This is a genomic window from Streptomyces sp. CA-106110, from assembly GCF_050936285.1.
Taxonomy (GTDB): domain Bacteria; phylum Actinomycetota; class Actinomycetes; order Streptomycetales; family Streptomycetaceae; genus Streptomyces.
This window is the reverse complement of the sequence record NZ_JBNJNB010000001.1, coordinates 229819-243341: the sequence shown is the minus strand read 5'-3', so window position 1 is coordinate 243341 and position 13523 is coordinate 229819. Positions and strand designations below refer to the sequence as shown.

General features: G+C 68.8%; 12 protein-coding genes. 4 read left to right on the top strand and 8 right to left on the bottom strand.

The features are described from left to right. Positions 1 to 6 precede the first annotated feature (6 nt). The 8 genes from ACQEXA_RS01295 to ACQEXA_RS01260 form a co-directional block, all read right to left on the bottom strand. A complete protein-coding gene (locus tag ACQEXA_RS01295; RefSeq protein WP_433128199.1) occupies positions 7 to 1236 on the bottom strand; it encodes an MFS transporter in 1230 nt (409 codons plus the stop codon). Positions 1237 to 1239: 3 nt separating this feature from the next. Then, complete coding sequence (locus ACQEXA_RS01290; RefSeq protein WP_432938211.1) at positions 1240 to 2376, bottom strand: ABC transporter ATP-binding protein; 1137 nt, start codon at positions 2374 to 2376, stop codon at positions 1240 to 1242. Positions 2377 to 2394: 18 nt separating this feature from the next. Next, the gene (locus tag ACQEXA_RS01285; RefSeq protein WP_432938214.1) at positions 2395 to 4200 is read right to left on the bottom strand and encodes an ABC transporter permease; all 1806 of its coding nucleotides are present in this window, start codon (positions 4198 to 4200) and stop codon (positions 2395 to 2397) included. 6 nt (positions 4201 to 4206) lie between these two features. Continuing rightward, positions 4207 to 5316: an ABC transporter substrate-binding protein gene (locus ACQEXA_RS01280; protein ID WP_432938217.1), complete on the bottom strand. Its 1110-nt coding sequence runs from the start codon at positions 5314 to 5316 to the stop codon at positions 4207 to 4209. A gap of 40 nt (positions 5317 to 5356) precedes the next feature. After that, positions 5357 to 6460, bottom strand: a complete 1104-nt coding sequence (locus ACQEXA_RS01275; RefSeq protein WP_433128197.1) for an ABC transporter substrate-binding protein — start codon at positions 6458 to 6460, stop codon at positions 5357 to 5359. A gap of 254 nt (positions 6461 to 6714) precedes the next feature. After that, on the bottom strand, positions 6715 to 8310 hold the full coding sequence (locus ACQEXA_RS01270; protein WP_433128195.1) for an ethanolamine ammonia-lyase reactivating factor EutA: 1596 nt from the start codon (positions 8308 to 8310) through the stop codon (positions 6715 to 6717). A 25-nt stretch (positions 8311 to 8335) separates the two neighbouring features. Beyond that, positions 8336 to 9469 (bottom strand): ethanolamine ammonia lyase-activating protein, encoded by a 1134-nt coding sequence (locus ACQEXA_RS01265; RefSeq protein ID WP_432938225.1) that lies wholly within the window; start codon positions 9467 to 9469, stop codon positions 8336 to 8338. Positions 9470 to 9568: 99 nt separating this feature from the next. Next, a complete protein-coding gene (locus ACQEXA_RS01260; RefSeq protein WP_432938228.1) occupies positions 9569 to 10333 on the bottom strand; it encodes a 2,3-bisphosphoglycerate-dependent phosphoglycerate mutase in 765 nt (254 codons plus the stop codon). Between the two features lie 152 nt (positions 10334 to 10485). On the opposite strand from ACQEXA_RS01260, the gene ACQEXA_RS01255 reads away from it, so the two are divergent. The 4 genes from ACQEXA_RS01255 (at position 10486) to ACQEXA_RS01240 (ending at position 13514) form a co-directional block, all read left to right on the top strand. After that, complete coding sequence (locus tag ACQEXA_RS01255) at positions 10486 to 10800, top strand: 2Fe-2S iron-sulfur cluster-binding protein (RefSeq protein WP_425579132.1); 315 nt, start codon at positions 10486 to 10488, stop codon at positions 10798 to 10800. A 90-nt stretch (positions 10801 to 10890) separates the two neighbouring features. Beyond that, positions 10891 to 12177, top strand: coding sequence for a Rieske 2Fe-2S domain-containing protein (locus ACQEXA_RS01250; RefSeq protein WP_433128193.1), 1287 nt, complete (start codon positions 10891 to 10893; stop codon positions 12175 to 12177). Between the two features lies 1 nt (position 12178). Then, positions 12179 to 12670, top strand: coding sequence for a 3-methyl-2-oxobutanoate hydroxymethyltransferase (locus ACQEXA_RS01245; RefSeq protein WP_432938232.1), 492 nt, complete (start codon positions 12179 to 12181; stop codon positions 12668 to 12670). A 10-nt stretch (positions 12671 to 12680) separates the two neighbouring features. Further along, positions 12681 to 13514: a 3-methyl-2-oxobutanoate hydroxymethyltransferase gene (locus ACQEXA_RS01240; RefSeq protein ID WP_432938234.1), complete on the top strand. Its 834-nt coding sequence runs from the start codon at positions 12681 to 12683 to the stop codon at positions 13512 to 13514. The last annotated feature ends 9 nt before the right edge of the window (positions 13515 to 13523 follow it).

Here is a 13523-nt window from a genome sequence, read left to right as displayed (position 1 = left end):
GGAGGATCAGGAGGTGGCCGGCTGGGCTGTGGGGACGCTGTACTCGCGTACCGTGCGGCTGCGGGCCGCGCTCGCGCCCGACACGGCGGCAGGGACCAGACCGCCGAGGGTCAGTGCCAGAACCGGGCCGAGCGCGCCGGCGGCCAGGCCCATCACCGAATCGCCGATCGCCGGACCGCCGCGCGAACACATCTGGTAGATGGCGGAGACCCGGCCGCGCAGCTCGTCCGGCGTCTCCACCTGGACCGCGGCATGGCGGACGGTGGTCGCGACCGCGTCCGCCGCCCCCAGGGCGAGGGCCATGGCGATCGCCACCGGGAAGGTGCGCGACTGGGCCAGGCCCACCACGGCCAGGCCGTACGCCGCCGTGCCCCAGAGCACGATCCTGCCGGCGCGTGCCGTGCGCACCAGCCGGAACACCCATACCGAGCCGATCAGCGCGCCTGCCGAGGGGGCCGCGGACAGCAGTCCGTAGCCGGTGGCGCCCACATGCAGGACGTCCGCGGCGAAGGCGGGCAGCAGCACCCGGTAGGCGCCGAACACCGTGGCGGTCATGTCCAGGCCCATCAACTGCCAGACCACGGGCCGTTCCGCCACGTAGCGCACGCCCTCGCGCAGGCTTCCCAGCAGGGACCGCCGCTCGCCGCCGCCCGCCAGTGGAGGCACCCGCAGCAGGGCGAGGACGGCGACGAGAGCGGCGTAGGTGACGGCGTCGAAGACGTACACCGCCCCCGGGCCGCCGACGGCGATCAGCACACCCGCGAACGCGGGGCCCACCAAAATGGCCAGTTCCCGAGACGGGTTGAGCAGCGCGAACGCCTCGACGAGACGTTCGCGCGGCACCATCGCCGGGATCAGCGCCTGCCGCGCGGGCTGGTCGAACGTCGCGGCCGCCGTCGCCAGCAGCGACGAGACCACGACCGACCACACCGTGGCGGCGCCCGCCAGGGTGATCGCGGCGAGGGCCGCCGACACCAGCAGTGCGACGCCCTGAGTGACCTGGAGCAGGCGTCGGCGGTCCAGTCGGTCGGCGTAGATCCCGCCGACCGGCGACAGCACCAGCAGGGCCACCGCCTGGGCGAGACCGACGAGTCCCACCTGCGCGGTCGAGCCGGTGAGCTGGTAGACCTGGTAGAGGTTGGCGGCGACGGCGCCCCTGGTCCCGATCTGGGAGAAGACGACGCCGCCCCAGTAGAGGTCGAAGTCCCGGTTGCGCAGTACTTCGGGTATCGCCATCGGTCAGTCGACCGGGACGAGGGTCACCTTGTCCGGGGCGACCGAGAAGTGCACTTCGGTTCCCGGCGGGATCGACAGGTTGGGATTGGAACGGTTGCGGACCTCCAGATCGCCCACACCCACGATGTGGTCCACGACGTCGCCCATGAAGGCGCGGGTGAGGACCGTACCCGACCACTCGTTGGGCACATCGCCCCGCCGCTCACGGGACAGATCGACGCACTCGGGCCGGATCGAGATGAGCACCGTGTCACCGACCGCGGGCGGCGCCTCCACCCCATGTGCCACGAGGCGCCCCTGTGCCGCGTCCACCTGCACCTCACCGCCCGAGACCGAGACGACCTTCGCCTCCATGAAGTTGGAGGTGCCGATGAACTCGGCGACGAACCGCGTGGCCGGCTTGGTGTAGATCTCGCGGGGCTTGCCGATCTGTTCGATGCGGCCCTGGTTCATCACCGCGATGCGGTTCGACATCACCAGCGCCTCGGACTGGTCGTGCGTGACGTAGATCGCGGTGAGATTCAGCTCCCGCTGCAGGCGCTTGAGTTCGAACCGCATCGTCTCGCGCAGCTTGGCGTCCAGATTGGACAGCGGTTCGTCCAGCAGCATCAGCTCGGGCCTGGTCACCAGGGCGCGGGCCAGGGCCAGTCGCTGCTGCTGGCCGCCGGAGAGCTTGGTGGCGGCCCGGGCCGCGTAGGCGCCGAGCTCGGTGACTTCGAGGACCTGGCCGACACGGTCCTCGATCTCCTTGCGGCCGGGGCGCTTGGCGCGGGGCATCACGTCCAGCGGGAACGACACGTTCTTGAAGACCGACATGTGCGGCCAGATGGCGTACGACTGGAAGACCATGCCGAGTCCGCGCTGGTTGGCGCGCATGTTGACACCGTGCTTGGAGTCGAACAGCACGCGCCCGCCGAGTGTCACCCGGCCCTCCGTCGGGCGTTCCAGGCCCGCGACGGAGCGCAGGGTGGTGGTCTTTCCGCAGCCGGAGGGGCCGAGCAGCGTGAACAACTCGCCGTCGTGCACCTCGAAGTCGACCCCGCCGACGGCGAACACACGCGTCCCCGCGTCGGATCGCCGGCCGGAGGAACGCCCGGCTGTGTCGTCGTAGCTCTTCTTGAGGGATTCGACCGTCAACATTGCTGAAGGTCCCTTCGATCAGTTCGCGGAGTCGCTCTGCAGCCCGAAACGGGCACCCAGGCGGTAGGCAATGGAGACGAGGACGACGAGCAGGACGACCATGCAGACGCCCAGGGCGGCCAGGGTGGTGAACTGGCCGTTCTCGAACTGCTCCCAGATCAGCACCGACAGCACCTCTTTGCCGGGGCTGTACAGGAGGATCGTGCTGGACAGCTCACGGAAGGACACGACGAGGATGTAGACCCAGCCGGCCAGGATGCCGCCGCTCATCAGCGGCAGCAGCACACGGCGGAAGGTCTGGAACCACGAGGCGCCGGACACCGCCGCCGACTCCTCGAGCTCGGGTGACATCTGTGCCATCGCGGACGAGGAGTACCGCATGCCGTACGGCAGGTAACGCGTGCAGTACGACACCAGGAGGATGAGCAGCGTGCCGTAGATCGGCAGCGACATCCGCAGATAGACGAACGACAGCGCGAGACCGAGCACGAGACCGGGGATCACGATGGGGGTGAAGGCCAGCAGGTCGAGCAGCCGTCGCCCGGGGGCCCTGGTGCGCAGGACCACCCAGGAGACGATCGCGGTCAGGAGCATCACCGCTGTCGCGGCGCCCACGCCCACGATGAGCGAGTTCTTAAGCGCCGTGAACGCCAGCGGCATGTCGAAGACGGCACGGTAGTTGGCGAAGCTCATCTGGCTGAGGGTCTTGCGGGTCGGTGCGGCGTAGTACTTGAGCAGCGAGGCGTACACGAGGACGGCGACCGGCAGGACCACTGTGAGCAGGAAGTAGAGGATCACTCCGGCGCCCACGAACGGCCGCGCCCGGCCCAGCTCGACCGGGCGCGGCCGGAACGCCTTGCCCGTCACCGTCTGGAAGTTGCGCGAGGAGCGCTGGAGCCAGCTGGAGACCAGTACGCCGACCGCCGCGATGACCAGCAGTCCGATGGCGTAGGCGCCGGCGGCTCCGTAGTCGATGGGGTAGGCCCGCAGGACGAAGTAGATCCGGCTCGTGAACACATAGACGCCGTTCTGCAGTCCGAGCAGTCCCGGCACCTCGAAGCTTTCCAGGGACTGCACGAACATCAGCAGTGCCGCGGAGATCATGGCGGGCCGCAGGAGCGGAACCGTGACCCGGCGCAGAACCGTGAGGCGGTTCGCCCCCGACATGGCGGCGGATTCCTCCAGCGAGGGATCCATCGCCCGGAAGGCGGCCACCATCAGCAGGAACGCCACCGGCGCGAGGTGCAGCCCCTGCACCCAGATCATGCCCCAGACGCTGTAGATGTTGACCGGGGAGGAGCCGAACAGGGGCTTGAAGACGAGTGAGTTGAGAAGCCCGCTCGATGGATCACCGAGGAAGATCCACGAGGTGGCGTACAGGATGCCCGGCACGATGAGCGGCACGAGCGACGCCGCGAAGAACAGCCCCTTGAACGGGGTGTCCGTCCGTACTTGCACATACGCCAGGGCCGTGCCGAGGACGAGCGCGAGGGCGGCCGAACCGAGGGCGAACCACAGCGAGTTCAGCATCATCTCGCCGGACTGCGAATTGCCGCCGTAGGCACGTGCGAACGCGTTGAAGGAGAGGCCGCTGCCGTCGGCGCTGAGGAAGGTGTCGTGGACCAGGTAGCCCAGGGGCACGATCGCCAGGTATCCGACCACGACGACGGCGCCGCCGACCAGCAGGCCCTGCAGAGACAGCGGGCGCCGCAGCAGGCGCAGCAGCCGGTGCGCCCTGCGGTCCTCCGCGGGCTGTGGTGTGCGTCCGGGACGGGCTTCGGGGCCGTCGTCCCGGGCGGTCGTGGACGTGGGTGCGAGGGTCATCGGTGGTCAGCTCCCCGTCGTGGCGGCGCCGCGCAGCAGCGCGTCGTACTTCTTGTCCCAGGAGCCGTCGTCCTTGCTGAGGCCCTTGACGTCGAAGGGGACGAGGGTGAGGCCGTTGAGGCTCTTGTCCCCGGGGACCTTCGTCGACGGCGTGAGCCCGAGCTTGACGAGTTCCTTCTGGCCGTCGGTCAGCAGCCAGTTGTAGAAGAGCCAGGCGCCGGCCGGATGCTGCGCGTTCTTGATCATGCCGACGCCGTTGGGCCGGGCGAAGGCGGGTATCTTCGACACCCCGCCCTGGGGCAGGTGGGTGACGGGGGCGCCCTTCTCGGCGGCGCGGTCCGTGATGTAGGTGTAGTTCATCGCCTCCATCGGCGACTGGCCGGCGGAGAGGAACTGCATCATCGTCGTGTGCCCCTTGGACACCTTGGAGTTGGCGACGATGCCCTTCCACAGCGCGTCCACCTGGGCCTGCGACTTGCCGTGATCCAGCCAGTACTGGGTGACGTTCTCGAACCAGTCGCTGTCGCTGACCTCGAGGGTGAGCTTGCCCTTGTACTTGGGCAGGGCGAGATCCTCCCAGCTGTGCGGCTCGTCGGCGGGCTTGATCAGGTCGGTGTTCCACGCAGGCTGGAAGACGTTGAGCCGGCTCGCCGTCCAGTGGGTGAACTTGCCGGCCGACTCCACCTGGTCGAGCGCGGAGCCGTTGAAGTCCGCCAGGAGGTTGTTGTCGGAAAGGGCCGTCATCTCCAGGAAGTTGGTCTCCACCGTGTCAGCGCCGGCCTTGCCGGCCTGCGCCTCCTGCAGGGCCCGCTGCAGGACGGTCTCGGAGTTGCCGCGGAAGACGCTGACGTGGATGCCGTACTGCTTCTCGAAGGCCTGCGCGACCGGGGTCGCGATGTCCGCGGTCATCGAGGTGTAGAGGGAGAGAGTTCTGCCCTCTTTCTGGGCGAGCTCCTTGGCTTTGGCGACCTGTTGGTCCTTGGGGAGGGCGGCGATCTGCGCGTAGGTGCCGTCCGCCTTGGCGTTGGACGCCGTGGTGACGGCGCTGCCGCATCCGGTGGTGGCGGCCGCGACCAGTAGTCCGGCCAGGGCGAGGGTGGTGTTACGGGTCCTCATGCGGTGCTCTCCTGGAGAAGGGCGTGAAGGGGGAGTGCGGTCAGCCCGCCGTGGGGACGCCACGCAGCAGCGCGTCGTAGGCGGTGTTCCACTTCTTGGTGTCGGTCTCGGCGGTCTTCGAGAGGCTGTAGGTGGTGGTGCCGGCCGGGATCGGGTCCTTGTAGCCGGGCACGCTCTTGGCAGCCGGGATCCGCAGCGACTCGGCGATGATCTTCTGGCCCTCGGTGAGCACCCAGTCGGTCCACAGCAGGGCAGCGGCCGGGTGACGTGGGCGGGCCATGAGCGCCACGCCGTTGGGGCGGAGGATCACCGGCTCGACGGCGGGCCGCCAGGCCACGGGCGCGCCCTTTTTGGCCGCCTTGTCGACGGTGTGGCTGTAGACCGAGAGGGCCACGGCGAACTGGCCGGCGCTGAGCAATTCACCCTGCACAGTGTGGCCCTTGACGACCTTGACGTTGGCGGCGATCTTCTTGAACAGGGTGTCCACGGCGGAGGGGCTCATGCCCTTCTCCTCGGTCAGGTACGTGTGCATCGACGCGTACCAGTCCCAGTCGCCGACCTCGACGGAGAGCTTGCCCTTCCACTTCGGGTCGGCGAAGTCGGCGAAGTCCTTCGGTTCCTGGCCCGCCGTGACCTGGTCGGTGTTCCAGCCGACCACGAAGGCGTTGAACCGTTCGGCCGTCCATCCGCCGAGGCTCTTCGCGGCGTCCTTCAGACCGGCTTCGGCGGGTCCCTCGTAGGCGTGGAGCAGGTGCTGGCCGTCCAAGGCACGCAGTTCGAGGTCGTTGGTGTCCATGACGTCGTTCTGTGGCTTGTTCGCCTGGTTCTCCTGCAGTGCACGCTGCAGCACTGTCTCGGAGTTGGCGCGGAAGGCGTGGACCTTGATTCCCGGGTAGGCCTTCTGGAACCCGTCGACGAGGTCCTGGATGTCGGTGTTGGAGGTGTACAGGTCCAATACGCCGCCCTCGCTCTTGGCGTCGGCGAGGAGCTTGTCCGTGCGCTCCTTGCCGGTGAGGGACTCGTACGCGGCGTAGGGGTTCTTGTCGGCGGCGGAGCCGGCGGTTCCCGTCGTCGGCGAGGCGCCGCAGCCGGTGAGAAGGAGGCCGCCGACCAGAAGGCCGACGGGGAGAGCACCTTGACGCATCGCACACTCCTTAGACGAGGCGGATGGCTCCAGGGCGGACGGGAAGGGCACAGAGTGTGGGGGAGCGGTGCGGTCGTGCCGACGGCGGGTGGTGAGTCGTCGGCGCGACGGCGTGCGGCTGCGGTTCGCGTCCGTCCGAGTGCCGGGTCCCTGCATAAAACTGCAGGGTCGGTCTTATGGTCTAACCATCGGACAAGAGCTTTACGTTATTGTTACGGCCCAGGGGCGAGGGGTTCACACCCCTGGGCTCTGTGTCAGGGGAAGGCAGGAGGTCGGTCGGGATTTTGTCCGAAGACGAGCGACTTGATCGTGACCGGCACCGTGCGGGACGGGAAGCGCACCCGTCCGATGTCGACGTAGTCGAAGTCCCGCAGGCTCAGCCCGTCGATCACGAGCAGATCGGCGGTGACGTCCAGCTCGTCCCGCAACAGCCGGCCGAGTGTGAGTGCGACATCGCCGTCGAGCACGACGTACAACGGCCTTCCCTGCGCGAACCGTTCGGCGAGCGCGTCCCGGATGCTGCGTGCGAAGGGCAGCAGCCGGTCGTAGCTCGGCGGCCCGCTCCACGTCAGGGCGAGGGCGATGTCCGCACCCGTCTGCGCGACATCCAGGGCGACCAGATGCCGGCGGACCGCCGACTCGACCGCAACGCTGTCGACCCTCTCGCCGAGTTCGTATGCCGGTCTGAGCACCTGCAGGTTGCGACGCGGCAGCAATGCGTCGGGGTCGGAGATGAAGCCGGTGTTGCCGCTGAGCTGGACGCTGTACTCCGATGCGCCCACCGCCGTCGCGCGGATGCACTCGCCCGGCGGAAGCAAGGGATACGGCAGCGCACCGTCGTCCAGCCGCCGGCGCAGCGCGCGTCCCAGGCGGCGACCAAGGTCTCCGAAGTCCGTACGCTCCCTGTCGTAGACGTACTCGGCGACCCCGCCCGAAAACATCACCCCGTCGACCGGGGCGAGTTCGGGCAGCGGCTCGGTGAGGAAGAGGGCCCGGACGCGTGAGCTGGGCGCCGCCGCGGTGAGGGCCTCGACCAGCGTGTCCGCCATCGCCTCGGCCACGCGGTCCAGTTCCTCGCCCCGGACGGTGTCACCGTGCGTCCAGTCCGCGAACCCGGCCCGCTCGGCGTGCACACGGCCGGCCGGATCGAGCCGGACGATACGTCCCGCGGCGTCGACCACCTGGAGTCTGCCGCCGATGTGCACGGCGGCGGTGGCTATGACCCGTCCCCGGTCCAGCACGGCGAGCTTGGTGGTCCCGCCTCCGATGTCGACGTTGAGGATGCGTTGCCCGGTGTCGTACGACGCCTTGGCGGCGCCCGATCCGTAGGCGGCCAGCATGGCCTCCATGTGGTGGCCCGCGCTCGCGTTGACGAGCTCGCCCCCGTGCTCGGCGAGGACGGCGGCGATCGCCTCCGCGTTGCGCCGGCGCAATGCCTCGCCGGTGAGGATCACGACACCGGTGTCGACGTCGGCCGGATCGACGGCCGCCTCCTTGTACGCCACGTCGATGATCGCGCCGAGGGCCTCGGCGTCGATGTACTCGTCGCTCGCGTAGGGCGTGAGTTCCACCGGGGAGCGGTGGAGGGTCTCCCGCCGCACCACGAGGTACCGGCTCGTCAGATCCTCGCCGATGCGCCGTAGATGCAGGCGGGAGAAGACGACCTGGGTGCCGGAGGACCCGATGTCGATGCCCACGCTGTGCAGGGTGACGTTGTCCTGCTGCCAGATCGGGTTGTCCTCGAGCGCCCCGGCCACGTCGTCGTCGTGCACATGGTCGTGGTCGGGGAGGTACGCCGAATGAACCGTGCGCACCCCGTCGTCATGGTTGTGGTCTTCGGCGTGCCGCACGGTTCCCGCTCCTCAACTTCCTGTGTCAGACGGTGGCCGACTGCTCCGGGCTCGGCGGGAGCGTGGCGAGCTCCGCTTCGTAGACGGCGTCCATCCTGGGCTCCATCCCGTGCTTGGCCAGGGCCTCCCGGAACGTCTCACGCACATAGGACGACTCGTCTGCGTAGTCGATCTGGTCGCCGCCGACGCGCCGGCTGATCCAGGCCTTCGGCACGCCCTGCGCGTTGCGTACGGACACGACCTCGTGCTTGAAGGCCAGATAACGACTCGGCTCAGTGCCGGTGTTGAAGTGCTGGTGGAACCACATGTTCGGCGGGACGATCAACGCGCCCGGCCCCCACTCGTAGCGGCGGGGCTCCTCGCCCTCCGGCCACATGAGGCTGTAGCCCTCGCCGGAGAGGATGATGACATGGGCGCCGGGTCCGTGCCGGTGGCCCTTCTTGTACGTCGCGGTCGGAAACTGTGAGATGTGGCTGTTCATCGACCCCTTGGCCATCGCGAAGCGGATGTGTCCACCACCCGCGCCCCGCTCCTTCGCCTCGATCAGTGGAAGGTTGACCGCGTCCGCGACGAAGTTCGTGTCGAGCAGCAGGCCCTTCTGCTCGCCCCTGGGGGAGAAGTAGTCGGGCTCGCCGTCGAAGCGGTCCGGGAAGTCCCTCGGGGTGTTGAAGACGAAGTCCGGGTCGCCGTAGAGGTTGATGACGGGAGGCAGGTTCGTCGAGGAGACGAAGCGCGCCGCCTTGCGGCCGGACCCGTTGAAGTGCTGGTGATGGGCGTTGAGCGGAATGGCGAAGATCGATCCGGCCTGCCACTCGAAGGTCACCTCGGCGCCGGAGTCGTTCCATACCTTCGTCGACCCCTGGCCGTCGAGGACCAGGATCATCTCCTCGAACAGCTGCCGCTGGGGGGCGAGTGCACCGCCGGCCGGGATCTCGCAGACGTAGCAGTCGTTGGAGGTGCGGGTGGCCTCGTGGTTGATGAAGACGCCCCGGCCGCCGCGTCGTTCCCACGTCTTCAGCTCGACGGTACGCAGATCGGGGATGTAGTGGGCCGCGATGATGTCGAGTCCTTCGGCGGCGACCCAGCGGGTGTAGGGGGATTCCTTCTCCGTGGCGAACTTCGCCGCCAGGGAGTCGTTGACGAGCGCATCCTTGGCCATTCGGCGGCCCTTCCTGGTCGGCTCTTGCGACATGACGTGCGCTGACAGGGAAATAGGGGGTGTGGATTGGTAGAACCATAAGTCCACTACTGGAGGGCGTCAACGAGTCGTGCGCGATGATCGGAATCCCTCTGCGGCCACTTCCGTGGCCGCCGCAACGGCGGCCGCGGGTTCCAGGTAGCGGCCGCCCCGGACGAGCGGTTTCAGGTCCTCGCCGAGGTCGTACCGCAGCGGCATGGCGGTGGGGATGTTCAGGCTTGGCACCTCCTCGCGGCTCATCCGGTCCAGGTGGGCGACAAGGGCCCGCAGCGAGTTGCTGTGCGCGACGAGCAACGTGGTGCGGCCCGCGCGCAGATCCGGTACGACGGCCTGGTGCCAGTACGGCAGCAGCCGGGCCGTGACGTCTGCGAGCGACTCCGTGCGCGGCAGAAGGGAACGGGGTACGTCCGCGTAGCGCGGGTCGTCCGAGACGTCTCCCGGGGCGCCTTCGGCGACCGGCGGCGGGGCTGCGTCGTAGGAGCGGCGCCAGAGCCGGAAGCGCTCCTCGCCGAACTCCTTCAGGACGTCGCTCTTCTCCCGGCCCTGCAAGGCTCCGTAGTGGCGTTCGTTGAGCCGCCAGTGGGCGGTGATCCGCGCCCCGTGGGCGCCGGCGCCCCCCGCGACCAGGTCGGCGGTTCGCACCGCCCGGGTCAGGACCGAGCTGTGCACCGCGTCGGGCACGAGACCCGCCTCGCGCAGCAACTCGCCGCACCCTGCGGCCTGTTGTTCTCCGTGTGAGGTCAGGCCGACATCGGTCCAGCCGGTGAACAGCTGCCTGGCGTTCCATGCGCTCTCGCCGTGGCGAAGCAGGATCAGTGTTCCCATGCCGCCGATTGTGATCCCTCGTCCCGTCTCTTGTTCCCTCTTTCAGCATTCTGGTCTAATGGACAGACCACCGAACGGAGTGCGGCCCCAACGGCATGCCCGTTCGCAGTGGATTCCGCCGATCGCGAGAGGAAACAGGGACCTTGCCCAAGGTGATCTTCGTCGGCAGCGACGGTCCCGAGTACACCGTCGATGCGACGGTCGGGGACTCGGTCATGGCGGCCGCGGTGAAGAACGGTGTTCCCGGGATCGTCGCCGAATGCGGCGGCAACCAGTCCTGCGCCACCTGCCATGTGTGGGTGCGTGAGGAGTTCGCTCCGCTGGTCGGACCGCCGGGCGACATGGAGGACGACCTGCTCGACTTGGCCGTGGCCGAGCGCCGGGAGACCAGCCGTCTGTCGTGCCAGATCCGTCTCACCCGGGAACTCGACGGGATCACCGTTGACATCCCCCCGGAACAGCCGTGAGCCCCGGGCGGCCGACGCACCGTTCCACACCGAGCTCAGCACCGATGTCCACGACCCGCCGGCGGGTCAGTACCTGAAAGGGATATGGCCGTGCTCAGAAAAGACATCAACGAGCTGCTCACCCAGACCGGACCCGGGACGCCGATGGGCGAACTGTTCCGCCAGTACTGGATTCCCGCGCTGCTCGCGGAGGAACTCCCGGAGGACGACTGCCCGCCGGTACGCGTCAAGCTTCTGTCCGAACGCATGGTGGCCTTCCGCGACAGCGAAGGGCGCTACGGCCTCATCGACGAGTTCTGCGCCCACCGCGGCGCCTCCCTGTGGTTCGGCCGCAACGAGGGATCCGGCCTGCGCTGCCCGTACCACGGCTGGAAGTACGACGTGACCGGCCAGTGCATCGAGGTCCCCTCGGAGGCCGACAACAGCAGCTTCTGCCAGAACGTCCAGTTGACGTCGTACCCCCTGGTGAAGATAGGCGACGTGCTGTGGACCCACATGGGAGACGCGGCCACCCGGCCCCCGCTCCCGGAGTTCGAGTGGGTCCACGTCCCGGCCGAGCAGACCTACACCTCCAAGCGCTGGCAGCAGTGCAACTGGCTCCAGGCCTTCGAAGGCGGCATCGACTCCAGCCACGTCACCTTCCTGCACTCCGGCGGCCTGAAGACCGACCCGCTGTTCAAGGGCGCGAAGGGCAACGAGTACAACCTGAACGACACCAAACCCTTCTTCGAGGTCGCCGACAGCGAGGGGGGTCTGTTCGTGGGCGCCCGGCGCAACGCCGAGGAGGGGCGGTACTACTGGCGGATCACGCCCTGGGTCATGCCCGCCTTCACGATGGTCCCGCCGCGCGGTGACCACCCGGTGCACGGCCACTTCTGGGTGCCGATCGACGACGAGAACTGCTGGACGTACTCCTTCGACTACCACCCCGTGCGGGACCTCAGCGAGACCGAGCGGCAGGCCATGATCGACGGCCACGGCGTCCACAGCAAGAACATCCCCGGTACGTACCGGCCCATGGCCAACATGGACAACGACTATCTGATCGACCGCGAGGCGCAGAAGCGCGGCGAGACCTATTCCGGCGTGGCGGGCATCGCCATGCAGGACGCCTCCCTCCAGGAGAGCATGGGGCCCATCGTCGACCGCTCCAAGGAGCGACTCGTCCCCGCCGACAGCGGGATCATCAAGGCCCGGCAGAAGCTGCGCAAGGCCGCCATCGCACTGCGGGACGAGGGCGTCAAGCCGCCCGGTGTGGATCCGGCGCACCAACGGGTGCGGTCGGCAGCGGTGGTACTGCCGCAGGCCGAGTCCTTCTTGGACTCCTGCCGTGACGCGGTCAAGGTGACCCCCGGCGTCGCTCAGACCTCGGTGTGACATGACGACCGCGTCGATGTACCTGAGTGAGAGCGCCCGAGCGGCCTCGGCGAGCGAGTCCCGGTTCCGGATCGACGTACCCATCGCTCCGGCCCGGGCCGCGCGGGTGGTGGCGCTGGACGATCGGGCCGTGTCGGTGGTGCGCCGTCTCGCCGAGCGGTCCTGGGCCCATGCACGCTTCTACACCAGCCGCGAGATCCGGGACGGCGACGGCCTGCTGCACGAGCTGGACGGCCCCACCGTCCCGCTCGACGAGGTTCTCGCCGGCACCGACGTGGTCGTCGTCCTCGCCACGGAGGACGGCGGCCGGGCCGCGGCGGCCGCGATCGGCAGGATCTGCGGCCGGCGGGGGATCACCACGGCGGGCGTGATCCTGGGCGACGGTTTCGAGGCCGACGACGCCGTCGCGGCTCTGCGGCCCTATGCCCGCGTGCTGCTGCTGTCCGCCGACGAGGGCGACGCCTTCGAACTGCTCACGGCCCTCAGGGTCTAGGAGAACCCGTATGCCCGAGAAGGTCACCCTGCGCGGGTTGCGGCGCATGAAGGACGAGAAGCGCAAGATCGTCGGTGTCGTGGCCTGGGACTACCAGATCGCGCGCATCGTCGACCGGGCCGGCGTCGACCTGGTCTCCGTCGGCGACACCGTCGGCGTGAACCTGTGGGGGCAGAGCAACCCCTTCGAGGTGACGATGGATCAGATGGTCACAGTGACCCAGGCGGTACGCCGGGGTGTGCGGCGGGCCCTGGTGAGCGCCGACTTCCCCTTCGGCCCGTTGCAGGAGGGAACGGACAGCGCGGTCAGGGCAGCCATCCGGTTCGTCAAGGAGGCCGGAGTCGACATGGTCAAGGTGGACGCGGCCTCCGATTTCCCCGATGCCGTCACCGCGATCACTCGAGCGGGCATCCCGGTGTTCGCCCAGTTCGGGATCACCCCGCAGACGGCGCTGCGGTACGGAGTCGAGTACAACGCCATTCCATCGAGTGCCGACCAGGTGCCGGTGGAGATGAAGGACGCCCTCGTCGCGGAGGCCGAACGGCTTCAGGAGGCGGGTGCCGCCCTGCTGAACTTCACCAACTCCGGGCCGGTGGTGGGGGCGGCCGTGGCCGAGGCCGTCTCCATCCCGGTGCTCGGCGGCTTCGGCGGCGGCCCCTGGCTCGACGGGCGGATGCGCATGGCCCACTCCGCCATCGGCTATGCCGCGTCCGCCCTCGACGATCCCCCGGACACCTACGCCAACGTCGCCCGGATCACGCTCGACGCGATCACCGCCTACAGCGCGGACGTGCGAGCGGCACGCCAGGTCGCCGGCGGTGTGCCCGTCCCGCCGGCGACCTGACAACCGGCC